The organism is Trinickia terrae (genome assembly GCF_005144415.1).
Lineage (GTDB): Bacteria > Pseudomonadota > Gammaproteobacteria > Burkholderiales > Burkholderiaceae > Trinickia_A > Trinickia_A terrae.
Map to the genome: position 1 here is coordinate 188,142 of NZ_SWJE01000003.1, position 22,322 is coordinate 210,463.

General features: G+C 64.3%; 21 protein-coding genes and 2 pseudogenes. 9 read left to right on the top strand and 14 right to left on the bottom strand.

Annotation, left to right across the window (positions count from 1 at the left end; all coding sequences use genetic code 11):
• Positions 1 to 21: 21 nt before the first annotated feature.
• The gene (locus FAZ69_RS06110) at positions 22 to 570 is read right to left on the bottom strand and encodes a CNP1-like family protein (protein WP_169708572.1); all 549 of its coding nucleotides are present in this window, start codon (positions 568 to 570) and stop codon (positions 22 to 24) included.
• Positions 571 to 677: 107 nt separating this feature from the next.
• Entirely contained in the window at positions 678 to 1,364 is a 687-nt protein-coding gene (locus FAZ69_RS06115) for an RNA pyrophosphohydrolase (protein WP_136893055.1), read from the bottom strand.
• Positions 1,365 to 1,633: 269 nt separating this feature from the next.
• Here FAZ69_RS06115 and FAZ69_RS06120 point away from each other — a divergent pair, with 269 nt between their 5' ends.
• Positions 1,634 to 3,370, top strand: a complete 1,737-nt coding sequence (locus FAZ69_RS06120; protein WP_136893056.1) for a proline--tRNA ligase — start codon at positions 1,634 to 1,636, stop codon at positions 3,368 to 3,370.
• Positions 3,371 to 3,382: 12 nt separating this feature from the next.
• Entirely contained in the window at positions 3,383 to 3,985 is a 603-nt protein-coding gene (locus FAZ69_RS06125; protein WP_136893057.1) for a MarC family protein, read from the top strand.
• 96 nt (positions 3,986 to 4,081) lie between these two features.
• Here the strand turns inward: FAZ69_RS06125 and FAZ69_RS06130 are convergent, their stop codons facing one another.
• Positions 4,082 to 4,633, bottom strand: coding sequence for a hypoxanthine-guanine phosphoribosyltransferase (locus tag FAZ69_RS06130; RefSeq protein WP_136893058.1), 552 nt, complete (start codon positions 4,631 to 4,633; stop codon positions 4,082 to 4,084).
• 98 nt (positions 4,634 to 4,731) lie between these two features.
• Positions 4,732 to 6,099, bottom strand: a complete 1,368-nt coding sequence (ffh, locus tag FAZ69_RS06135) for a signal recognition particle protein (protein ID WP_136893059.1) — start codon at positions 6,097 to 6,099, stop codon at positions 4,732 to 4,734.
• An 85-nt stretch (positions 6,100 to 6,184) separates the two neighbouring features.
• Between ffh and FAZ69_RS06140 the strand changes: the two genes are divergently transcribed.
• The 7 genes and pseudogenes from FAZ69_RS06140 (at position 6,185) to FAZ69_RS06170 (ending at position 14,363) form a co-directional block, all read left to right on the top strand.
• Positions 6,185 to 7,105 carry a cytochrome C assembly family protein gene (locus tag FAZ69_RS06140; RefSeq protein WP_136893060.1) on the top strand — a complete coding sequence of 307 codons (921 nt, stop codon included), beginning with the start codon at positions 6,185 to 6,187 and terminating at the stop codon, positions 7,103 to 7,105.
• Between the two features lie 7 nt (positions 7,106 to 7,112).
• On the top strand, positions 7,113 to 7,442 hold the full coding sequence (locus tag FAZ69_RS06145; protein WP_136893061.1) for a PP0621 family protein: 330 nt from the start codon (positions 7,113 to 7,115) through the stop codon (positions 7,440 to 7,442).
• Positions 7,439 to 8,026 (top strand): 1,6-anhydro-N-acetylmuramyl-L-alanine amidase AmpD, encoded by a 588-nt coding sequence (gene ampD, locus FAZ69_RS06150; protein WP_136893062.1) that lies wholly within the window; start codon positions 7,439 to 7,441, stop codon positions 8,024 to 8,026. The genes FAZ69_RS06145 and ampD overlap by 4 nt, the downstream gene beginning before the upstream one ends.
• Before the next feature lie 528 nt (positions 8,027 to 8,554).
• Complete coding sequence (locus FAZ69_RS06155; RefSeq protein ID WP_136893063.1) at positions 8,555 to 11,578, top strand: ribonucleoside-diphosphate reductase subunit alpha; 3,024 nt, start codon at positions 8,555 to 8,557, stop codon at positions 11,576 to 11,578.
• 469 nt (positions 11,579 to 12,047) lie between these two features.
• Complete coding sequence (locus tag FAZ69_RS06160) at positions 12,048 to 13,280, top strand: ribonucleotide-diphosphate reductase subunit beta (RefSeq protein WP_136893064.1); 1,233 nt, start codon at positions 12,048 to 12,050, stop codon at positions 13,278 to 13,280.
• A gap of 83 nt (positions 13,281 to 13,363) precedes the next feature.
• Positions 13,364 to 13,727 (top strand): annotated as a pseudogene (locus FAZ69_RS06165) (hypothetical protein).
• Positions 13,728 to 13,757: 30 nt separating this feature from the next.
• On the top strand, positions 13,758 to 14,363 hold the full coding sequence (locus tag FAZ69_RS06170) for a histone H1-like DNA-binding protein (protein ID WP_136893065.1): 606 nt from the start codon (positions 13,758 to 13,760) through the stop codon (positions 14,361 to 14,363).
• Positions 14,364 to 14,611: 248 nt separating this feature from the next.
• On the opposite strand, the gene FAZ69_RS06175 is transcribed toward FAZ69_RS06170, so the two are convergent.
• From FAZ69_RS06175 to FAZ69_RS06215, 10 genes and pseudogenes are all read right to left on the bottom strand, one after another.
• Entirely contained in the window at positions 14,612 to 15,091 is a 480-nt protein-coding gene (locus FAZ69_RS06175) for an outer membrane lipoprotein (protein WP_136893066.1), read from the bottom strand.
• Positions 15,092 to 15,110: 19 nt separating this feature from the next.
• Positions 15,111 to 16,049: a carbohydrate kinase family protein gene (locus FAZ69_RS06180; RefSeq protein WP_136893067.1), complete on the bottom strand. Its 939-nt coding sequence runs from the start codon at positions 16,047 to 16,049 to the stop codon at positions 15,111 to 15,113.
• A gap of 106 nt (positions 16,050 to 16,155) precedes the next feature.
• Positions 16,156 to 16,656, bottom strand: coding sequence for a thiol peroxidase (gene tpx, locus FAZ69_RS06185; protein WP_136893068.1), 501 nt, complete (start codon positions 16,654 to 16,656; stop codon positions 16,156 to 16,158).
• Between the two features lie 92 nt (positions 16,657 to 16,748).
• The gene (locus FAZ69_RS06190; protein WP_369407733.1) at positions 16,749 to 17,759 is read right to left on the bottom strand and encodes a DUF3426 domain-containing protein; all 1,011 of its coding nucleotides are present in this window, start codon (positions 17,757 to 17,759) and stop codon (positions 16,749 to 16,751) included.
• Between the two features lie 276 nt (positions 17,760 to 18,035).
• Positions 18,036 to 18,101, bottom strand: a pseudogene (locus tag FAZ69_RS34420) (MJ0042-type zinc finger domain-containing protein); the annotation flags it as partial.
• 53 nt (positions 18,102 to 18,154) lie between these two features.
• Complete coding sequence (prmA, locus tag FAZ69_RS06195; protein ID WP_136893070.1) at positions 18,155 to 19,057, bottom strand: 50S ribosomal protein L11 methyltransferase; 903 nt, start codon at positions 19,055 to 19,057, stop codon at positions 18,155 to 18,157.
• Positions 19,058 to 19,060: 3 nt separating this feature from the next.
• On the bottom strand, positions 19,061 to 20,428 hold the full coding sequence (gene accC, locus FAZ69_RS06200) for an acetyl-CoA carboxylase biotin carboxylase subunit (RefSeq protein ID WP_136893071.1): 1,368 nt from the start codon (positions 20,426 to 20,428) through the stop codon (positions 19,061 to 19,063).
• A gap of 133 nt (positions 20,429 to 20,561) precedes the next feature.
• Positions 20,562 to 21,026 (bottom strand): acetyl-CoA carboxylase biotin carboxyl carrier protein, encoded by a 465-nt coding sequence (accB, locus tag FAZ69_RS06205; RefSeq protein WP_136893072.1) that lies wholly within the window; start codon positions 21,024 to 21,026, stop codon positions 20,562 to 20,564.
• A 66-nt stretch (positions 21,027 to 21,092) separates the two neighbouring features.
• Positions 21,093 to 21,557: a type II 3-dehydroquinate dehydratase gene (aroQ, locus tag FAZ69_RS06210; RefSeq protein WP_136893073.1), complete on the bottom strand. Its 465-nt coding sequence runs from the start codon at positions 21,555 to 21,557 to the stop codon at positions 21,093 to 21,095.
• Positions 21,558 to 21,751: 194 nt separating this feature from the next.
• A complete protein-coding gene (locus FAZ69_RS06215) occupies positions 21,752 to 22,318 on the bottom strand; it encodes a TlpA family protein disulfide reductase (RefSeq protein WP_169708573.1) in 567 nt (188 codons plus the stop codon).
• Positions 22,319 to 22,322 lie beyond the last annotated feature (4 nt).

The window sequence follows — 22,322 nt, forward strand, 5'->3', positions numbered from 1 at the left end:
GCTGTCATGCGCCGGACCGCGTTAGCGGATATCCGATGCAATGTGGTTCAAGCGGATGTTGTTGACGATCGACTTGGCCGAGCCGGTCGGCATCTTGTTTGCGCAAAAGTAGTCCTGGTAGAGCGACGCCTGGTACGCGTTCAGGTTGCCGTTCTCGATGCGCCGCCAGTCGTTCTGCACGGTGCGGTCCCAGCCGTCGTGATCCGCATTCAGTCCCGCGTAGAGACGCCACTCGTAGGTGTCGCAGCGAATCCCTTCGTAGTTGACGTTGCGAGCGCCGCCAGGGCTCGTCACCACGACCGTATAGCGCACGATGCCGTCCGAGCCTACCGTCAGCGACTTCGCATCGACGGAGAATTTCAGCGGCGTGTTCTGCGACACGTTGAACGGCAGCAGGTCGCCTGCTTGCGGCAGCGGCGGCAAGGTATCGACTTTGTTTTCGACCCAGGTTCCTTGGCGGTCCAGCAGATAGGTGAAGACGCTGTCGTCCTTGTTGGAGGGCGTATTCGAGCAACCCGCCAGTAGGGCGCCGGCGGCAGCGCATGCCGCAGCGAGAGCAATCGCTTTCAATGTGACTTCCTCGAAAAAAACGGGCGCGATACGGTATGACCGGATCAGCGCCCGCGGTTGTGGCATCTGCGTGGGAACACGCCGCCGTGTGTCGCGCGGTGTGTCGATTAGCCGCGCAGAGTGCGCGTTTGCTCGCCGGACGAATCGGCAGACAGGCAATCGGAGCTATCCGTCGCGCCTAGCGGGCTGACTACGCCGCCGGTCACGATCGACGCTTCAATCGTGACCGCCTCGGTAGCGCTTATCGACGCAGCCACCGATGCCGACACGCGCGGATACCGCTGCCCGTGATGCCCGCGCGGCTTCTCAGTGCGAGGCGCCACGCGACGCAGGAACCGCGACAGTTCCGTCAATGCCAACTGATACACATCCCGCTTGAACTCGATCACGGCGTCGAGCGGCACCCAGTATTCGTTCCAGCGCCAGGCATCGAACTCCGGGTGATCGGTCGCGCGCAAGCAAATGTCGCAATCGCGTCCAACCATCCGCAGCAGGAACCAGATCTGCTTCTGGCCGCGGTAATGACCGCGTACTTCACGCTTGATGAACTTGTCCGGCACCTCATAACGCAACCAGTCGCGCGTGCGACCGATGATCTTGACGTGTTCCGGAAGCAAGCCGGTTTCTTCGTGTAACTCCCGATACATCGCTTGCATGGGGGTCTCGCCATACTTGATGCCCCCTTGCGGAAACTGCCAGGAATGTTCACGCAGCCGCTTACCCCAAAACACCTCGTTGTGCGCGTTCAAGAGGATGATGCCGACGTTCGGGCGAAAGCCTTCACGATCCAGCATACAACCACCTTCGAATCCTTTAAAATTGCTTTGATTATAAACAGATAATGGGTCTTACGCACCGGCATGCACCAGGACGGGCCGATTTACAGCAAGGTGCGTACCGCTAAGAGACTTGGAAGTTGTCTGGCGATCCGGCGCGTGCGGTGCCGCTGCTGCTTCTTGCCTAATGTGGCCCCGTAAAACCGCTGCGACCCTATCACCTATACTCATACGTTCTACTTCTTTCGGGCGGCTCGCCGAGGGCCGCCGTTTTTGGAAAATTCTGAATGAAAGCCTCCCGTTTCTTTATCGGCACCCTGAAGGAAGCTCCGGCCGACGCCGAGATCGTCAGCCACAAACTGATGGTGCGCGCGGGGATGATTCGCCGCGTCGCCGGCGGCATCTACAACTACTTGCCGATAGGCCTGCGCTCGATTCGCAAGGTGGAAGCGATCGTGCGCGAGGAAATGAACCGGGCGGGCGCGCTCGAGCTCTTGATGCCGGCCGTGCAGCCGGCCGAGCTGTGGCAGGAGTCGGGCCGCTGGGAGAAGTACGGCCCCGAGCTGCTGCGCCTGAAGGACCGCAAGCAGAGCGACTTTGTGATCGGGCCGACGCACGAGGAAGTCGTCACCGACATCGCGCGCAACCAGATCAAGAGCTACCGGCAGATGCCGGTCAACTTCTACCAGATCCAGACCAAGTTTCGCGACGAGATCCGTCCGCGCTTCGGCGTGATGCGCGGACGCGAGTTCACGATGAAGGATGCCTACTCCTTCGACAAGGACCAGGCTGGCCTGCAGGAGTCGTATCGCAAGATGTACGAGGCGTACGTGCGTATCTTCACGCGCATCGGCCTCGAGTTTCGCGCGGTGGCGGCCGATAACGGCTCGATCGGCGGCAGTGGCTCGCATGAGTTCCACGTGATAGCGGAGACTGGCGAGGATTCGATCGCCTATTGCCCGACGTCCGATTTCGCCGCGAACGTCGAAGCGGCGGATGCGCTGCCGCTCATCGCCGAACGCGCGGCGCCGCAGGAAGCGATGAAGAAGACCTCGACGCCGGGCAAGGCGAAGTGCGAGGCCGTCGCCGAATACCTGGGCATTCCGCTCGAGCGCACGATCAAGTCGATCGTCCTCGCGACTGACAACGAAGGCGCCGAGCCCACCATCTGGCTCCTGATGCTGCGCGGCGACCATGATTTGAACGAGATCAAGGCGAGCAAGCTGCCGGGCTTGGCGGACCACCGCTTCGCAACCGAGGAGGAAATCGTCGAGTGGTTCGGCACGCCGCCGGGCTATCTCGGGCCGCTCAATACGAAGAAGCCGGTCAAGGTGATCGCGGACAGCACGGTCGTGAAGATGAGCGACTTCGTCGTAGGCTCGAACGAAGCCGACTTCCACACGACCGGCGTGAACTGGGGCCGCGACCTGCCGGAGCCGGTCGTCGCCGACATCCGCAACGTGCGTCCCGGCGATCCGTCGCCGGACGGCAAGGGCGCGCTCGAGATCTGCCGCGGCATCGAGGTCGGTCACGTGTTCCAGCTCGGCTCGAAGTATTCGGAAGCGATGAATGCGACGTTCCTCGACGAGACCGGCAAGCCGCAGCCGATGATCATGGGTTGCTACGGCATCGGCATCACGCGGATTCTCGGCGCGGCGATCGAACAGAATTTCGACGAGCGCGGCATCATCTGGCCGGAAGCGATCGCGCCGTTCGAGGTCGTGCTGTGTCCGATGGGCTACGACCGCAGCGAGGCCGTGCGCGAGCAGGCCGACAAGCTCTACGCGCAGCTGGTCGACGCGGGCATCGACGTGATCCTCGACGACCGCGGCGAGCGGCCTGGCGTGATGTTCGCCGACTGGGAGCTGATCGGCGTGCCGCACCGGCTCGTGATCGGCGATCGCGGCCTGAAGGAAGGCAAGATCGAATACCAGGGCCGCCGCGACGTCGAGCCGACGCTGCTGCCGGTGGACGAAGCCGCTGCGACGGTCGCGGAGAAGGTGCGCGCTGCGCTCGCCCGGTAAGCGGGGGACGCGTTGGAGTACAACTTTGCCTCCGCGACGGTCCTGCTGCTCCTGATCACCGATCCGCTCGGCAACATTCCGCTCTTCATCTCGGCGCTGCGGAACGTGCCGAAGGACCGGCGGGTCAAGGTTATTCTGCGGGAAGTGGCGATCGCCTTCGTGATCCTGCTCGTCTTCATGGTGGTTGGCGATCGCTTCTTGCGGATGATGCATCTGACCGATTTGTCGTTGCGCATCGGCGGCGGAATTGTGCTGTTTTTGATCGCGCTGCGGATGGTCTTTCCGCACCCGGATGGCGCGTTCGGCAACGATCCGCGCGCGGGCGGCGAGCCATTCATCGTGCCGCTCGCGATTCCCGCGCTGGCGGGCCCGTCGGCGCTAGCCACCGTGATGCTGCTGACGTCGCAATCGCCCGGCCAGGTGCCGGAGTGGATCGGCGCGCTGACCGTGACGATGATCGTCTGCGCAATCGCGCTGGTGTTGGCCGAGCGGATTCAGCAATGGCTCGGCGAGCGCACGGTGATGGCGTTCGAGCGGCTGATGGGGCTGGTGCTGGTCGCGATTTCGGTCGAGATGATGCTGGGCGGGATTCGGGTGTTCGTCCATCAACTGTAGCCGGGCGGGGGCTGCGGCAAGACGCAAAAAAGCGGCCTGCAGGCCGCTTTTTTGTTGCGCTGACTTGATCGCTCGCCCGAGCGGATCAAGCAAGTGTCACGCGCCGTCGGTCAGCGCACGGATCGTCGGCAGGTTGCGCCAGTAGCCTTTCGCGTCCATCCCGCAGCCGAACACATAGCGGTCGGGCACCTGGAAGCCGCAGAAGTCGGGACGCAGCGGCTTGTCCTTCTGGATCAGCTTCTCGCACAGCACGGCGGAGAGGAAGCGCTTCGCGCCCATCGCGAGGATGCGGTCGCGGATCGCGGCCATCGTCTCGCCTTCGTCGAGGATATCGTCGAGCACGAGCACGACGCGATCCTTCACCGACTCGGCCGGCGCGACGCGCCATTGCATTTCACTGCCGCCCTTCGTGGTGTTGCGGTAGCGGGTCAGGTGGATGTAGTCGAATTCGAGCGGGAAATCGAGGTGCGGCAGCAGCATGCCTGTGAACACCGCCGCGCCACCCATCACCGACAGCACGAGCGGAAAGTCCTCGCTCATTTCGGTGCGGATGGCTTGCGCCATCCTGCCGATCGATGCGTTGACCTCGGCGGCCGAAACGATCTCTTCGGAGTGGCGGAAAACGTGGAGGGCTTCTTCGCGATTCATGACGTCTGACGGACGGTGACTGTATACATTAGTGTGGGAGAGAGCGGAGGCGCGCGCTACAGCATATACCCGCGCGCCGGCCGCCTAGAACGTACCGATCAGCGCATGCCGGGCAGCATGCCCTTCATGCCGCGCATCATCTTCTGCAGATTGCCGCCCTTGAGCTTCTTCATCATCGTGCGCATCTGCTCGTACTGGTTCAGCATCCGGTTCACTTCTTGCACCTGCACGCCGGCGCCCGTCGCGATGCGGCGCTTGCGAGTCGCCTTGATGAGCTCGGGTTTCGCGCGCTCCTGGGGCGTCATCGAATTGATGATGCCTTCCATGCGGCGCATCTGCTTTTCCGCTTGGCCCATGTCGGCGCCAGCCGCGGCTTGCTGGAACTGCGCGGGCAGCTTGTCCATCAGCGACGACAGGCCGCCCATGTTCTTCATCTGCGAAAGCTGCGCGCGGAAGTCGTTGAGGTCGAAGTCGCCGCCTTTCTTGACCTTGTCGGCGAGCTTCTGCGCGGCTTGCACGTCGACGCCGCGCTGCGCCTCCTCGACGAGCGCGAGGATGTCGCCCATGCCGAGGATCCGGTTCGCCATCCGGTCGGGGTAGAACACCTCGAGGCCGTCGAGCTTCTCGGCGACGCCGACGAACTTGATCGGCTTGCCGGTCACGTGGCGCACCGACAGCGCGGCACCACCGCGCGAGTCGCCGTCGAGCTTGGTGAGCACGACGCCGGTGAGCGGCAGTGCATCGTTGAACGCCTTCGCGGTGTTGACGGCGTCCTGGCCGAGCATCGCGTCGACGACGAAGAGCGTTTCCGCCGGCTTCAACTCAGCATGCAGCGCGCTGATCTCCTGCATCATCGCTTCGTCGATGCCGAGGCGGCCCGCCGTATCGACGAGCAGCACGTCGTGATAGTGGCGCTTGGCCCAATCGACCGCGGCGCGCGCGATGTCGACCGGCTTCTGGTCGGGCTCGGACGGGAAGAAATCGGCGCCGACCTGCTCCGTCACTGTCTTGAGCTGCGCGATGGCGGCGGGGCGGTAGACGTCGCAGGAAACGGTGAGCACTTTCTTCTTGTGCTTCTCGCGCAGGAGCTTCGCGAGCTTGCCGACCGTCGTGGTTTTACCGGCGCCTTGCAGGCCGGCCATCAGGATGATCGCGGGCGGCGTGACGGCGAGATTCAGTTCGGCCGCCTTGCCTTCGTAATCGCCGCCGATCACGGCGGTCAGCTCGCGCTGCACCACGCCGACGAGCGCCTGGCCTGGCGACAGGCTGGACAGCACCTCCTCGCCGAGCGCCTTCTCCTTCACCTTGGCGATAAAGTCGCGCACGACGGGCAGCGCCACGTCGGCTTCGAGCAGCGCGAGGCGCACTTCGCGCAGCATCTCCTGCGTGTTCGACTCGGTGAGCCGGGCTTCGCCGCGCAGCGTCTTGACGACGCGCGCCATCCGTTGTGTGAGATTGTCGAGCATGGGGAGCGATGGACAGTGCGGGCACCTGGGGCGCGCGTCGAACGAGGAGACGTCGCGGGCGAGGGCCCTAGTGTAAACTTCGAACATGGATATTGTACTGTATGCCCTCACCGCGCTCCTCTACGGCGGCCTTGCCGTCGCGGGCTGGCGCGCCCATCGGCACGGCGAGGCTCAAACGATGCTCTCCAGCGCGCCGCCGGTGCCGGCCGGCGCGCCGCTGCGCTCGCCGACGGTGTCGGCGGCGTCGGGCATGAGCATGCAGGGCCGCGCGCTGCTCTTCGTCGCGCTGCTCGTGCACGGGCTCCTGCTGCACATGACGATCTTTCCGCAGAACGCGATGGTGTTCGGCTTCGCGTTCGCGCTCTCTGCGATGTTCTGGCTCGGCGCCGGCATCTACTGGATCGAGAGTTTCTTTTTCCCGCTCGACGGCCTGCGGCTCCTGGTGCTGCCGCTCGCGTGCGTCGCGTCGCTCCTGCCGCTGGCGTTTGGCGGTGTGCGCGTGCTCTCGTACGCGGCCGCGCCGATGTTCAAGCTGCATTTCCTGATCGCGAACGTCGCCTATGGCCTCTTCGCGATCGCCGCGCTGCACGCGGTGCTGATGTTGTTCGCGGAGCGGCGCCTGCACGCGATGCGCGGCGCCGCGCGCCGGGGCAACGGCGACGGCTGGCTTTCGAGCTGGCTCGATACGCTGCCGCCGCTCCTCACGCTCGAAAAGCTGCTGTTCCGTCTGATCTCGGCGGGCTTCGTGCTGCTCACGCTCACGCTCCTGTCGGGCATTCTATTTAGTGAGCAACTGGTGGATCGCGCGATCAAGCTCGATCACAAGACCGTCTTCGCGATCCTGTCGTGGCTGATGTTCGGCGCGCTCCTCACCGCCCGCAAGGTGTCCGGCTGGCGCGGCCGCGCTGCGCTGCGCTGGGTACTCGCGTCGTTCGTCGCGCTGCTGCTCGCTTATGTCGGCAGCCGCTTCGTCTTCGAGGTGCTGCTGCACCGTCCCGTGGTTTGAACGTTTCATGCGACAACTTCTTCTTCTGATCCTGCTGTTCTTCGCCGGCCAATGGCTCGTGAAGACCTTGCGGCGCGCGGGCAATGCCGCCGACGCGCCCCGCAACGGCCCGTTCGACGCCGCCGGCGGGCCCGGCGCGAACAACGGCAACGCCGACGCTGCGGGCGGCGGCGCGCAAACGCGCTCGCGCCGGCTCGCCGAGCCGATGGTGCGCTGCGCGACGTGCGGCGTGCACACGCCGCAAAGCGAGTCGATTCTCGTGGCGGGGCAGCGCTTCTGCTGCACCGAGCACGCCGAGCGCTACGCGGCGCGGCCGAGCGGGCGCACCGCTCGATGAGCGCGGGCTTTACCGTCGGCGCCGACGGCTGGGTGGGCGCGGCGCGCGCGCTGCCGTCGCCGAACTGCGAGGCGCGGCCGGACGGCGCGGTGCTGACGCTGATCGTCGTCCACAACATCAGCCTGCCGCCCGGCGAGTTCGGCGGCAGCGCGATCGCCGATCTCTTCCTGAACCGTCTCGACTGCGACGCACATCCCTACTACGACGCCCATCTGCGCGGCCTGCGGGTGTCGTCGCACTTCGTGATCCGCCGCGACGGCGCGCTCGAGCAGTTCGTCTCGTGCAACGAGCGCGCGTGGCATGCGGGCGCGTCGAACTTCTTCGGCCGCGAGCGCTGCAACGACTTTTCGATCGGCATCGAGCTGGAGGGCCGCGACGATACGGCCTTCGAGGCGCCCCAATACACGACGCTCGCCGCGCTCGTGACGGCGCTTCGCGATCGCTATCCGATCGACGCGCTCGCCGGCCATTCCGACATCGCACCGGGCCGCAAGACCGACCCCGGTCCGCACTTCGATTGGCAGCGCCTCGCGCAAGACGCCGCGTTGCCCGCCCGGTATTTTCCCTATCGACAGCAGGGTTGAAGGGCTCATTCGCAGGCCCATGCACGTCCATTGCTCAATGCTTGGGCAGGGCGAAGAACGTTGCTGAGCCTTGCTTTCCGGGCCGCGCCTTGTCTCGCCTTGCCGTGTGAAATGTCAAGCATCCGGAGCCAAATAAAGGCTTTTGAGATAGCGCCTGAGTCCACTATACTTGGTGCCAGTCAGACGCACTTGCACAAGATCTTGTGTCTCTGACCCGGCGGCACCCGGCCCTGAGCCCGGTGCCGCAAGCATTGCCAGCGTTAGCAATCAAAGAGGCGCTGCGATCAGGCAACCACTGCCGGCGCGGCATCATCAAAGAAGAAAAGCGCAATCGGGGAATGGTGATAATCAAGATGAAGAGCATCCACGCCGGATCTACGTTGTCTTGTTCCGTCTCCCATGCGGCCCTTTCGTTGGTTCGGCGCCGCCGTTTTTCTTCCCGCTATTCGTTCGCGCACAGGGCTGCGCGGCGAGTGTTTTAACCCGCGGGACTCTCCGCACCATCCTACAAGACCAGGAGCTTTGCACATGCAAACGACCGACAACGTGACGAGCCAGCACGAAGGCGCGCCTACCGGCCGCACCCTCGGCGGGCAAGCACAGAGCGCGCAAGCGCTCGCGCCACAGGCGACCTTCGCGGATTACAAGGTGATCCGGCGCAATGGCAGCGTGGTGTCGTTCGAGCCGTCGAAGATCGCGATCGCGGTGACGAAGGCGTTTCTGGCCGTCAACGGCGGGCAGGGCGCCGCGTCGGCGCGCGTGCGCGAGCTCGTCGAGCAGCTCACGCAGAGCGTCGTGCGCGCGCTTCTGCGCAGCCGTCCGAACGGCGGCACGTTCCATATCGAAGACATCCAAGACCAGGTCGAACTGGCGCTCATGCGCGGCGGCGAGCACAACGTCGCACGCGCCTACGTGCTGTACCGCGAGAAGCGCAACCAGGAGCGTCACGCGCACGAAGAAGAAAGCGCGCCGGGCTTGGGCCTGAACGTCGTCGACAACGGCATCACCCGTCCGCTCGACCTGAAGGCGCTCACGGCGCTGATCGAGTCGGCCTGCGCGAACCTGGGCGACGCGGTTTCCGCCGAGCCGATCGTCGCCGAGACGGTCAAGAACCTCTACGACGGCGTGCCGATGAGCCAGGTCTACGACTCGGCCATCCTCGCCGCGCGCACGATGATCGAGAAGGACCCGGCGTACAGCCAGGTCACTGCACGCATCCTGCTGCACACGATTCGCCGCGAGATCCTCGAAGAGGAAGTCACGCAAGGCCAGATGGGCGAGCGCTATGCCGAGTACTTCCCGCAGTTCCTGAAGCGCGGCGTCGAAGCCGAGCTGCTCGACGAGAAGCTGCTGCAATTCGACCTGAAGCGTCTGGGCGCCGCGCTCGACGCCAGCCGCGATCTGCAGTTCGGCTACCTCGGCCTGCAGACGCTCTATGACCGCTATTTCCTGCACGTCGACGGCACGCGCATCGAGATGCCGCAGGCATTCTTTATGCGTGTCGCGATGGGCCTCGCGCTCAACGAAATCGACCGCGAAGCGCGCGCGATCGAGTTCTACGACGTGCTCTCGACGTTCGACTTCATGAGCTCGACGCCGACCCTCTTCAACTCGGGCACGCGCCGCTCACAACTGTCGTCGTGCTACCTGACGACGGTTGCCGACGACCTCGACGGTATCTACGAGGCGCTGAAGGAAAACGCGCTGCTCTCGAAGTTCGCCGGCGGCCTCGGCAACGACTGGACCCGCGTGCGCGCGCTCGGCTCGCACATCAAGGGCACCAACGGCAAGTCGCAGGGCGTCGTGCCGTTCCTGAAGGTCGTCAACGACACGGCGGTCGCCGTGAACCAGGGCGGCAAGCGCAAGGGCGCCGTCTGCGCGTACCTGGAGTCGTGGCACCTCGACATCGAGGAGTTCCTCGAGCTGCGTAAGAACACCGGCGACGACCGCCGCCGCACCCACGACATGAACACGGCAAACTGGATTCCCGACCTGTTCATGAAGCGTGTGATGGAAGGCGGCGACTGGACGCTGTTCTCGCCGTCGACCTGCCCGGACCTGCACGACAAGTTCGGCGCCGAGTTCGAGGCGGCCTACACCGGATATGAAGACAAGGTCGCGCGCGGCGAGCTCAAGCTCTTCAAGAAGATCCCGGCGGCGCAGCTCTGGCGCAAGATGCTCGGCATGCTGTTCGAGACCGGCCATCCGTGGATCACGTTCAAGGACCCGTGCAACGTGCGTTCGCCGCAACAGCACGTCGGCGTCGTCCACTCGTCGAACCTGTGCACCGAGATCACGCTGAACACGAGCGACGCCGAAATCGCGGTTTGCAACCTGGGCTCGGTGAACCTGGTCGCGCACCTGGCGAAGCAGGCCGACGGCAGCTACACGCTCGACCACGACAAGCTCAAGCGCACGGTCAGCGTCGCGATGCGGATGCTCGACAACGTCATCGACATCAACTACTACGCCGTCGCGAAGGCGCGCAACTCGAACCTGAAGCACCGCCCGGTCGGGCTCGGCATCATGGGCTTCCAGGACTGCCTGCACCTCCTGCGCACGCCGTACGCGTCTGAGGCGGCCGTAGAGTTCGCCGACCGGTCGATGGAAGCGGTCTGCTACTACGCCTACTACGCGTCGACCGAGCTTGCCGAGGAGCGCGGCCGCTACTCGAGCTACCGCGGTTCGCTGTGGGATCGCGGCATCCTCCCGCAAGACTCGCTGAAGCTGCTCGAAGAAGCGCGCGGCGGCTACGTCGAGGTCGATATGAGCGAGTCGATGGACTGGCCGGCGCTGCGTTCGCGCATCGCCAACTTCGGCATGCGCAACTCGAACTGCGTCGCGATCGCGCCGACGGCGACGATCTCGAACATCATCGGCGTGTCCGCGTGCATCGAGCCGACCTTCCAGAACCTTTACGTGAAGTCGAACCTGTCGGGCGAGTTCACGGTGGTCAACGACTACCTCGTGCGCGACCTGAAGGCGCGTGGCCTGTGGGACGAGGTGATGGTCGCCGACCTCAAGTACTTCGACGGCACGCTCTCGCGCATCGACCGCATCCCGGCCGACCTGCGCGCGATCTACGCGACGGCGTTCGAAGTCGACGCGACGTGGCTCGTCGAGGCGGCGTCACGCCGTCAGAAGTGGATCGACCAGGCTCAGTCGCTCAACATCTACATGGCGGGCGCATCGGGCAAGAAGCTCGACGAGGTCTACAAGCTCGCGTGGCTGCGCGGCCTGAAGACGACCTACTACCTGCGCACGATGGCGGCGACGCACGTCGAGAAGTCGACGGTTGCGCACGGCGCGCTCAATGCGGTGCCGAGCTCGGACGGCGGCGCGGGTGGTGCGGGCGGCGCGGCCGGTGGCTTCGGCGTGAGCGGTGGTGCGATGGGCGGCGTGTCTTCGGCAGGCGGCTTCAACGCGGCGGCGGCCGGCGTTCCGGCGGCCGGCGTTCCGGTTGCCGCTCAACCGGAGGTGGAGGTGGACGGCCCCGTTTGCATGATGCGTCCGGGCGACCCGGGCTTCGACGAGTGCGAAGCCTGCCAGTGATCGCAGCCGAGCGCTAACGCACCCATGCGATGAGCCGAGCGGCGCGCAACACGAAGTCGAAGCGCGCCGCTCGTCGCGATCAGCAGTCAGCCGAAGTAACGAAGCGGCGAAAAGTCTGGCGCAACTCAAGAAGCCGACGCAGCGCGGCACCGAATCTTTGAACTTCGACGAGCCGCTGGGACCCTAACGATAAGGACTCGGCAACACATCGACTGACGTTGCTCGACGCTCGTCGAAGTGCGTGCTCAAGGGTATCGGAAACACCGCGCTTCGATACCCGCTCGAGGATGTGAAGCACCTCTAAGACTCACGCTTCGAACACATCATGCGAAGCGATGAACACAACGCGAAGATCAAAGTGTTGTATGTAGGTCGCAACGCGAATCGAAAACAGGATTTTTCGTGAGCGAACCCTTTTATCGCTAACGAAAAGATGGTACAAACCGTTCTAAATTGATGGTGAGAATTTATGCTCAACTGGGATGACGAGATCACTGCCGTAACTCCCTCGAGCGGTTCGCAACACAACGCGTTGCGCAACCCCGCGGGAACGGCTGTCGGAGTGCAAGCAGTGACGCGCGCCGCCACTCAAGCTCCCTCGGCGATGGATGTTTTCGCAGGCGACCTCCCGGTCGCCCCGTTCTCGGGTGCTGCTCAGGCAGCGGCGCCGACCGGTGCTTCCGAAGCGCGCGTGAACGTCGCCGACAAGCGCATCATCAACGGCCAGACTGACGTCAATCAGCTTGTGCCGTTCAAGTACAAGTGGGCGTGGGAAAAGTATCTGGCGGGTTGCGCAAACCACTGGATGCCGCAGGAAATCAACATGTCCCGCGACATCGCGCTGTGGAAGGACCCGAACGGCCTCACCGAAGACGAGCGCCGCGTCGTCAAGCGCAACCTCGGCTTCTTCGTGACGGCCGACTCGCTCGCCGCCAACAACATCGTGCTCGGCACCTACCGCCACATCACGGCGCCCGAGTGCCGGCAGTTCCTGCTGCGCCAGGCGTTCGAGGAAGCGATCCACACGCACGCCTACCAGTACATCGTCGAGTCGCTCGGTCTCGACGAGGGTGAGATCTTCAACGCGTATCACGAAGTCAAGTCGATCCGCGACAAAGACGAATTCCTGATTCCGTTCATCCACACGCTGACCGATCCGGCCTTCAAGACCGGTACGCTCGAAGCCGACCAGAAGCTGCTCAAGTCGCTGATCGTGTTCGCTTGCGTGATGGAGGGCCTGTTCTTCTACGTCGGGTTTACGCAAATTCTTGCGCTCGGCCGGCAGAACAAGATGACGGGCGCCGCGGAACAGTACCAGTACATCCTGCGTGACGAGTCGATGCACTGCAACTTCGGCATCGACCTCATCAACCAGATCAAACTCGAGAATCCGCATCTGTGGACGGCTGAATTCCGCGAGGAGATCCGCGAGATCTTCAAGCATGCGGTCGACCTCGAATATCGCTACGCAGAAGATACGATGCCGCGCGGGGTGCTCGGCCTCAATGCGTCGATGTTCAAGAGCTATCTGCGCTTCATCTGCAACCGCCGTTGCCAGCAGATCGGCCTCGACCCGCTGTTCCCGAACGAGGAAAACCCGTTCCCGTGGATGAGCGAGATGATCGACCTGAAGAAGGAGCGCAACTTCTTCGAGACGCGGGTTATTGAATATCAGACTGGCGGTGCGCTGTCCTGGGAGTGACCCGGCGCGTGCCTCGACAACGAAATTGATGGGGATGCCGGCGGCGAGAGCCCCGGCAGACAAGCAAGGAGCAGAAACGCCTGATGCAAAGCGTGCCCAGTGGCTTGGCGGTGCGATCCGCGGCCCACAAACATGACAGGCACTTTGCGAACCCTTCAGTGGGATGGGCAAACTTCCCCCCGGAAAAAGCCGGCGGCCGTGCTGCCGGCTTGATCAAACGATTGCCGGCAATCGAGAGCTGCCTGACGGCGCAAAAGCGCGCAGGAGAGCCCCTCGAAGCCGACTGGACTTGGCGTGCGGTGCCCGCGGGCACGGCGCGCCTTACCGTATTCATTAGCGTAAGCAAGCGGGAAGCGCGTACGCCGATGAATAGCCCGCTTCGCAGCGCACGCCTTGATAAGCGTGCAGCGGGAAGCGGGTTTTGACGAAGGGTGTAGTTTGAATTAACTCTCATCTGAAAACCTGAAGGAGAAAATGATGGCACTCGCCAAGAAAAAACCTGCTGCTAAAAAAGCCGCGGCTAAACCGGCCGTGAAGAAGACCGCAGCGAAGAAGGCTGCTCCGGCCAAGAAGGCAGCGGTGAAGAAGGTTGCCGCCAAGAAGGTCGCGGTGAAGAAGGTCGCAGCGAAGAAGGTCGCGGTGAAGAAGGTCGCAGCGAAGAAAGTCGCGGTGAAGAAGGTCGCAGCGAAGAAAGTCGCGGTGAAGAAGGTTGCCGCGAAGAAAGTCGCCGTGAAGAAGGTTGCTGCGAAGAAGGCCGCACCGGCGAAGAAGGCTGCGGCTAAGAAGGCGCCTGCGAAGAAGGCTGCGGCGAAGAAGGCTGCGCCTGCGAAGAAGGCTGCGGCGAAGAAAGCTGCGCCTGCGAAGAAGGCTGCCCCTGCTGCCAAGAAGGCCGCCCCTGCGAAGAAGGCTGCTCCTGCTGCCAAGAAGGCTGCGCCTGCGAAGAAGGCTGCCGCCAAGAAGGCCGCTGCAGCGGCTCCTGCGCCTGCCGCTGCTCCCGCAGCGTCGACGGCTCCTGCTGCTACCGTGAAGACCGCGCTGAATCCGGCTGCTGCATGGCCGTTCCCGACCGGCAGCCGTCCGTAACAACTAGCGGTAAATCGGCACGTCGCGACGTGCCACGTTTGAGTAGCGCTACTCAAGCTGAATCCCGCCATCGGTTTCCGGTGGCGGGATTTTTTATGTCGACCCGAGTTAGCGCTTTAGCGCTTACTTGGGTCCCATGCAGAGCTGGCGGACGAGGCTTGCGGGAGGAATGTTCGAGGTGTGCTTCGCCTGCCTGCGCGGCCGCCGAGGCGGCGCTTGCGCAAGCAGCCAAGAGGAGGGTGGGGCGATCAGTGCGTGACGCGGGTAACGCCGCCGCTCGACAGCAGGCGGACGCGCTCGCCGGCCTGGAAGATTTCGCCGTTGGCGCTTTGGGTGATGGCGCGCAGGTCGCCGTTATCGAGCCGCACGGTGATTTCCACGCCGTTTTGCACCGCGACGCCGTTTTCGACCGCGTTGCCCGCTACAGCGCCGGCGATGCCGCCGATGATAGCGGTGGCGATCGAGCCCTTGCCGCCGCCGATCGCGCTGCCAGCGACGGCACCGAGCGCGCCGCCGCCGACCGCGCCGAGGCCGCTCGGCTGGCCGTTGTTCGAGCTGATCTTCACGGCGCGCACGCTTTCGACGGTGCCGAAGCGCACGGTTGCTTCACGCTGTGCCTGCGAGGACGTGTAGACGTCCGACGAGCTGCTGTTGTACGCGCAGCCACTCATCGCGAGCGAGCCAGCGAGCACCGTTGCCAGAACCACACGGGTCGTCGTTGTTTTCATTTTCTGTTACTCCACTGAATTACTGCAGGCTGTATCTGAATGCCTGCCTGAATCGTTGATCGATTTCGTCGCGCGTAGGCGCGTAGTTTTGCGGTCCTTGCTGCTCGATCTTGAGCGCGCCCATCAGGCTCGCGAGACGGCCGGTGGTGGCCCAATCCAGCCCCTTCTCGATGCCGTACAGGAGGCCGCCGCGGAAGGCGTCGCCACAACCAGTCGGGTCGAGCACGCGTGCGGCCGGCACGACTGGGATCTCTTCGCAATGGCCTGCGTGATGAATCTGCGAACCGTGCTCACCGCGCGTGACGATCAGCGCTTCCACGCGGCCGGCGATTTCGTCGATGGACCAGCCCGTCTTGTTGCTGACGAGTTTCGCTTCGTAGTCGTTGACCGCCACGTAGGTGGCAAGTTCAATCATACGACGCAACTGGGCGCCGTCGAAGAGCGGCAAGCCCTGGCCCGGATCGAAGATGAAGGGGATGCCGGCGGCGGCGAACTGCTCGGAGTGCTGGACCATCCCGTCGTAGCCGTCCGGCGCGACGATGCCGAGCTTGATGCCAGGTGCTTCGTCTGCGCGGTTCAGGTGCGATTCCATCATCGCGCCGGGGTGGAATGCGGTGATCTGGTTGTTGTCGAGGTCGGTCGTGATCATCGCCTGCGCCGAGTAAGTATCCGGCAGCACGCGCACGTGCGCTTTCGAGAGACCCAGGCTGTCGAGGCGGTCGATGTAGAGCTGCGCGTCGACGGCGCCGAGCGTCGCCATGATGCGCGCGTCGCCGCCGAGCAGCTTCAGCGCGTAGGCGATGTTGCCCGCGCAGCCGCCGAATTCGCGGCGCATCGTCGGCACGAGGAAGCTCACATTCAGGATGTGCACCTGCTCGGGCAGGATGTGGTCGCGAAAGCGGCCTTGGAAGGTCATGATGTTGTCGTAGGCGAGCGAGCCGCAGATCAGCGTGGCCAAAGCAGATTCCTTTCGATGAGTGTCGTGGGCAGTGTCGACGGCGATGCGCCCGGGACGATGCAAAACGCCGCGCGGAAGGCGCGGCGCCTTGTGAAGCGAACCCCGGTTACTTCAGAGCGGCAAGCGCTGCGTCGTAATTCGGCTCGTTCTTGATCTCGTCGACGAGCTCGGCGTGCAGCACCTTGTTCTGCTCGTCCAGCACAACCACGGCGCGCGCTGTCAGACCGGCGAGCGGGCCGCTCGTGATGTCGACGCCGTAGGCCTTCGCGAACTCGTGGCCGCGGAAGGTCGACGCGGTCACGACATTCTCGATGCCCTCGGTCGTGCAGAAGCGCGACGCCGCGAACGGCAGGTCGCCCGAGACGACGATCACCGCCGTGTTGGCGAGCTTGGCAGCCGCTTCGTTGAACTTGCGCGTCGAGGTGGCGCAGGTCGGCGTATCGAGGCTCGGCACGATGTTGAGCACTTTGCGCTTGCCGGCGAAATCGGCGAGCGACAGCGTCTTGAGATCCTTGCCGACGAGCGAGAACTCGGGCGCTTGCTGTCCCGAGGCCGGGAATGTGCCATTGACTTCGATCGGGTTGCCACCCAGCGTGACTTGACTCATGTTGTGCTCCGAAGGTTCGTCTGAGATTGATGCGATTGACTGCGAAGGGGGCGCGCCTGTCCATGTCGACGACCGGACGCGCTCGGCGTGCGCTACGGGTAAAAGATCTGAACGCGGAAATTGCTGGCGACGGCGCTGCCGGTATCGAGCCGCACGATCATCGTCTGAGTGCTGCGCGCGGGCAATCCGGCGGCGATCGGCGTGCCTGGGCGGACATAGTCCTGCGGCCACAGGACGCGCCGGATCGCGACGTTGTTCTTCTCGTCGAGCAGCGTGAGCTCCATCGCCGGGTACGCGAGTGCGATGTTGTAGCGGTTGCGCAGCGGCACGCGCAACTCGAGCCGGTGCGGGCCGTCGACCTGGCGCAGCTCCGACGGTTCGACTTGCAAGCCGTCGATATCGCGCGGCGGCGAAATCTGGCAGCCGAGCTGCGCGCAAACTTGCACGAAGAGCGGCTGCGAGCTCGGCCAATACACCATCACCGTTTCGCGGCGCCACCAGGCGAGTTGCGCGACGAGCACCACAGCCAGCACGAGCGCGACGAGCGTACCCAGGATGCGCCAGACGATGCGGCTCGGCTCGGGAGCGCGCTCCTCGCGCGTGACGACGAAGCTGCGCGCACTCGTGTCAGCGGGGGCGGCGGCGAACGGTTCGGCGAACGGTTTTTCGGCGGGAGATTGCGTCGCGGCCGGTTGAGCGGTGAATGGCTCGGCGGCTGCAGCAGGCTCGTCCGCGGAGGGCTCGGCGGCGGGTGTGCCGAAATGCGGTTCGGGGTCGGCTGCCCAGGGAGCCGCCGATTTCGGCAACGTGGGTTCGGCTGCATGCGCAGACGCGGCGGTGGACGCGTACTCCTCGAACTCCGGGCGCGTCGCGGGACCGCGCCACGCAGTGAAGCTCGGTTCGCGCAACTCGGAGGATTCGGTAGACGAATCCGGCGCGCCGTGCGCCGCGTGCGCTTCGGCTGCGCGATCCGTTTCTTGCTCCGGCTCGCGCGCCGTTTCGGGTTTTATCGCGCCGGGCACCTCTACGTGCGGGCCGCTGACCGTATCGATGTCGTGATGTAGCGCCGGATCGATCTTCGCATCGGCTGCAGGCGCCCACATGTCCCATGCGCCGGAGCCGAAGTTCGGCCCGCGACGCGCAGGTTCGGCAGGTTCGCCGGACGCCGCGGCGGTGTCAGGAGCAGGCGTGGCAGCGGTAGCGATGGATTCGGCCGCAGTGGCGTGAGGAGCGTCTTGCGCTTCGGCCGGCATGTCGCGCGGCGCTTCAGCAGGCGCGCCGCCTTCTACGCGCTTCTCGCCGGTCTCGGCATCGACGAGATGTTCAGACGCATTGAATACGGACTGGCAATGTCCGCAGCGCACGAGTCCACCGCGCAGCGCAAGCTGCGTCTCTTGAAGACGAAAGACGGTTTCACAGTGGGGACAGCGCGTCGCAAGGAGCATAGTGAGCCGAATGGCGTGCGGGCCGGTGCGTAACGATAGCGATACGCACTATTCTAATGGCTTTCCCGCCGCGTCCCGGCGAGACAGACCCAACCTTCGTGCTCGCGCCAGACGCCGATGTCGATCCAGGTCTCGTAGACGCGCGCGACTTCTTCGGCCTGCCGCGCGAGGATGCCCGACAGCGCGATGCGCCCGCCGGGCTTCACCTTCGACGACAGCATCGACGCCATCAGCTTGAGCGGATTCGACAGGATATTGGCGACGACGATATCGAACGGGCCGGCCGGGCACTGGTCGGGCAATCCGTAGATGACCTCGGCGCGATTGCGTTCGCTGTTGTGGCGCGCCGATTCGACCGCTTGGCTGTCGATGTCGATGCCGTACACCGGGTCGGCGCCGCACTTTTTCGCGAGGATCGCGAGGATGCCCGAGCCGCAGCCGTAGTCGAGCACCGATTGCCCTGCTTGCACCGAAGCTTCGAGCCATTCCATGCAAAGCCGCGTGGTCGGATGGCTGCCCGTGCCGAACGCGAGACCTGGGTCGAGCTCGAGCACGAGCGCGTCCGGATCGGGCGCGTCGTGCCATGACGGCACGACCCAGATGCGCTTGCCGATCGGAATCGGCTCGAACTGCGATTGCGTGAGACGCACCCAGTCCTGCTCTTCGACCTCACGCACCGAGAACTGCGGCGTGGCGGCGAGGCCGATCTCATTGGCCGCGGCGGCCGCCAGCACCCCGGGCTCCTGCTCGGGCGTGAGCAGCGCGACGACGCGTGAGCGCTGCCAGGCCGTGCGCTCGGGCGTGAGTCCGGGCTCGCCGAAAAGCGGTTGCTCGTCGGGCGTGTCCGCGTCGGCGTCTTCGACCGATACCGACAGCGCGCCCAGTTCGATGAGCGCGTCCGACAGCGCTTCCGCGTGCTCGCGATCGAGTTCGACGACCAGTTCCCGGTAACTCATTGCTTACGCTTCTTCCCTTGCGACTTGCTGTTTCGCGGCAAGCCGTTGCTCGAGATAGTGGATGCTCGTGCCGCCTTCGACGAACTTGCCGTCCAGCATCAGTTCGCGGTGCAGCGGAATGTTGGTCAGAATGCCTTCGACGACCATCTCCGACAGCGCGATCCGCATCCGGCTGATCGCCTGCTCGCGCGTGGCGCCGTAGGCGATCAGCTTGCCGATCATCGAATCATAGTTCGGCGGGACGAAATAGCCGTTGTACGCGTGCGAGTCGACGCGCACGCCCGGGCCGCCCGGCGTGTGCCACGACGTGATGCGTCCCGGCGACGGGGTGAACTTGAACGGGTCTTCGGCGTTGATCCGGCACTCGATCGCGTGGCCGCGGAATTCGATGTCGCGCTGGCGGATGTTGAGCTTCTCGCCGGCCGCGATGCGGATCTGCTCCTGCACGATGTCGACGCCGGTAATCAGCTCGGTCACCGGATGCTCGACCTGCACGCGCGTGTTCATCTCGATGAAGTAGAACTCGCCGTTCTCGTAAAGGAACTCGAACGTGCCGGCGCCGAGGTAGCCCATTTTCTTGCAGGCGTCGGCGCAGCGGTCGCCGATGCGCTCGATGAGGCGGCGCGCGATGCCTGGCGCGGGCGCCTCTTCGATCACCTTCTGGTGGCGGCGCTGCATCGAGCAGTCGCGTTCGCCGAGCCAGATCGCGTTCTTGAACGAGTCCGACAGCACCTGGATCTCGATGTGCCGCGGGTTCTCGAGGAACTTCTCCATGTAGACCTGCGGATTGCCGAACGCACGGCCGGCTTCCTCGCGGGTCATGTTGACCGCGTTGACGAGCGCCGCCTCCGTGTGGACGACGCGCATGCCGCGTCCGCCGCCGCCGCCCGCGGCCTTGATGATGACCGGGTAGCCGATCGCGCGCGCGATCTTGACGATCTCCTTCGGGTCATCGGGCAGTGCGCCTTCCGAGCCGGGCACGCACGGCACGCCGGTCTTGATCATCGTCTGCTTGGCGGTGACCTTGTCGCCCATCATGCGGATCGTGTCGGGGCGCGGGCCAATGAAGGTGAAGCCCGACTGCTCGACGCGTTCGGCGAAATCGGCGTTCTCCGACAGGAAGCCGTAGCCGGGGTGGATCGCTTCGGCGTCGGTGACTTCGGCCGCGCTGATGAGCGCCGGCATGTTCAGATAGGAGAGGTTCGACGGCGCCGGCCCGATGCAGACCGCCTCGTCGGCGAGCTTCACGTACTTGGCTTCCTTGTCGGCTTCCGAATAGACGACGACCGTCTTGACGCCGAGCTCGCGGCACGCGCGCTGAATTCGGAGCGCGATCTCGCCGCGATTGGCAATGAGGATTTTTTCAAACATAGCGTTATTCGACTCTTCGAAGGGCGCGGCGCTCGACCAAGATAGGGAACATGCGAGACGCGCCTCAGAGGATCGGCGGCGCGCAGCCTGGAATGGCGCGCCGGGCGGCTGGGGCGGGATGGAGCCCGCGCGCTTAGCCGATCACGAACAACGGCTGGCCGTATTCGACGGCCTGGCCGTTGTCGACGAGGATTTCCTTGATGACACCGGCCTTGTCGCACTCGATCTCGTTCAGGAGCTTCATCGCTTCGATGATGCAGAGCGTCTGGCCTTCCTTGACCGTGTCGCCCACTTGGATGAACGGGTCGGCGCCCGGCGACGGGGCGCGGTAGAAGGTGCCGACCATCGGCGACGTGACGACGTGGCCCTGCGGCGCGGCGGCGGCCGGAGCCGCTGCGCCCGCGGGCGCTTCGCTCGGTATGGCCGCGGCCGGTGCGGGAGCGGCGATCTGCGGTGCGTAGGAAGCGGACGGTTGCACGTAAACCGGCGGCGCATTCTTGACGATGCGAACCTTGCCCTCGCCTTCGGTGACCTCCAGCTCCGAAATGCCGGACTCGGAGACGAGATCGATCAAAGTTTTCAGTTTACGAAGATCCATCGGGAATTCCCCTTTCAATGCGTGAAGTGCCGGCGCGAAGCCGGCGCTGAATTGGTGTTCTGGAAATCAGCGCGTGCTGCCGCCCGCTTGCACCGGCGCAAGCCGGTCGAGCGCGAACTCGAGCGCGTACAGATATCCCTTCCAGCCCAGGCCGCAGATGACGCCTTCGGCCTGGTCGGAGAAGTAGGAGTGGTGCCTGAACGGTTCCCGGCGATGCACGTTCGAGAGATGAATCTCGACGAACGGAATGCCGACGCCGGCCAGCGCATCCCGTATCGCCACACTCGTGTGCGTGTACGCGGCGGGATTGATCAGAATGAAGTCGACTTTTTCCGCGCGGGCAGCCTGGATGCGGTCGACGAGCGCACCCTCGTGGTTGCTCTGAAACGAGGTGAGCTCGGCGCTGGCCTGCGCCGCTCGTTCGGATAACGCCTGATCGATCTGCTGCAACGTGACCCGCCCATAGACCTCGGGTTCCCGGGTGCCGAGAAGGTTGAGGTTGGGTCCGTGTAGTAGCAGCAGTCGTGTCATGGTCGCTTCGTTTTCAGCGGAATTGCGCGCACTTTAGCGCTGTTTAGAGAAACTTGTCTAGCAGCGCATGCTTCGGACCAGAGAAAGCGCGGTAAAAATCGCCCCTTTGTCCATAGGAATCTCATTAAATTCCGCTAAAACGTGTCCAACTCGGCTCAAAAAGCCGGTATCTGAAGTTGATTTGTCGTATCAAATCAGAGGGCGTCGAGGGTCTTTTTGAGCTCTTCCGGCTGGATTTGGCCTAATTTTGTCGACCGTACGGCGCCTTTTGCGTCGATAACGACGGTGAACGGAAGGCCGCCCGCCGTGTTGCCGAAATTGCGCGCGAGGTCGGCGCCGCCGAAACCGCTCACGTAAACGGGATAGTCGACCTTGACCTTCTGCAGGAATGCCTTGACGTTCTTTTCCGAGTCGACGCCGATGCCGATGAACTTCACGCCCTTCTTCGCGTATTCGTCGTTGAGCTGCGTGAGCGCCGGCATTTCCTCCACGCACGGGCCGCACCACGAGGCCCAGAAGTTGACGACGACGGTTTGTCCCCTGAATTGCGCGAGCGACTCGGGTTTGCCGTCAGCGTCGTGCATCATCGTCGAGCCCCAGAGTGCTTCGACTGCGTTGGCCTGCCCTGCGCCCGCTTGCGGCGCCGCGGCTTCGGGGGAGGGGGCCGCATCGTCGTGCCGCAGCCAGTGGCCGGCGCCGATGCCGCCCGCGACGGCGAGGATCGCGACGGCCGCGACTGCCAGAATTCGTTTCATATCCATCGTC

Coding starts and splice junctions, on each gene's coding strand:
- FAZ69_RS06160 (WP_136893064.1), top strand. CDS start 12,048: ATGCTCAACTGGGATGACGAGATCACTGCCGTAACTCCCTCGAGCGGT.
- FAZ69_RS06175 (WP_136893066.1), bottom strand. CDS start 15,091: ATGAAAACAACGACGACCCGTGTGGTTCTGGCAACGGTGCTCGCTGGC.
- FAZ69_RS06145 (WP_136893061.1), top strand. CDS start 7,113: ATGCGACAACTTCTTCTTCTGATCCTGCTGTTCTTCGCCGGCCAATGG.
- prmA (WP_136893070.1), bottom strand. CDS start 19,057: ATGAGTTACCGGGAACTGGTCGTCGAACTCGATCGCGAGCACGCGGAA.
- FAZ69_RS06155 (WP_136893063.1), top strand. CDS start 8,555: ATGCAAACGACCGACAACGTGACGAGCCAGCACGAAGGCGCGCCTACC.
- aroQ (WP_136893073.1), bottom strand. CDS start 21,557: ATGACACGACTGCTGCTACTACACGGACCCAACCTCAACCTTCTCGGC.
- tpx (WP_136893068.1), bottom strand. CDS start 16,656: ATGAGTCAAGTCACGCTGGGTGGCAACCCGATCGAAGTCAATGGCACA.
- ffh (WP_136893059.1), bottom strand. CDS start 6,099: ATGCTCGACAATCTCACACAACGGATGGCGCGCGTCGTCAAGACGCTG.
- accC (WP_136893071.1), bottom strand. CDS start 20,428: ATGTTTGAAAAAATCCTCATTGCCAATCGCGGCGAGATCGCGCTCCGA.
- FAZ69_RS06190 (WP_369407733.1), bottom strand. CDS start 17,759: ATGTGGGCGCCTGCAGCCGATGCGAAGATCGATCCGGCGCTACATCAC.
- FAZ69_RS06140 (WP_136893060.1), top strand. CDS start 6,185: ATGGATATTGTACTGTATGCCCTCACCGCGCTCCTCTACGGCGGCCTT.
- FAZ69_RS06130 (WP_136893058.1), bottom strand. CDS start 4,633: ATGAATCGCGAAGAAGCCCTCCACGTTTTCCGCCACTCCGAAGAGATC.
- FAZ69_RS06120 (WP_136893056.1), top strand. CDS start 1,634: ATGAAAGCCTCCCGTTTCTTTATCGGCACCCTGAAGGAAGCTCCGGCC.
- FAZ69_RS06115 (WP_136893055.1), bottom strand. CDS start 1,364: ATGCTGGATCGTGAAGGCTTTCGCCCGAACGTCGGCATCATCCTCTTG.
- ampD (WP_136893062.1), top strand. CDS start 7,439: ATGAGCGCGGGCTTTACCGTCGGCGCCGACGGCTGGGTGGGCGCGGCG.
- accB (WP_136893072.1), bottom strand. CDS start 21,026: ATGGATCTTCGTAAACTGAAAACTTTGATCGATCTCGTCTCCGAGTCC.
- FAZ69_RS06170 (WP_136893065.1), top strand. CDS start 13,758: ATGGCACTCGCCAAGAAAAAACCTGCTGCTAAAAAAGCCGCGGCTAAA.
- FAZ69_RS06215 (WP_169708573.1), bottom strand. CDS start 22,318: ATGGATATGAAACGAATTCTGGCAGTCGCGGCCGTCGCGATCCTCGCC.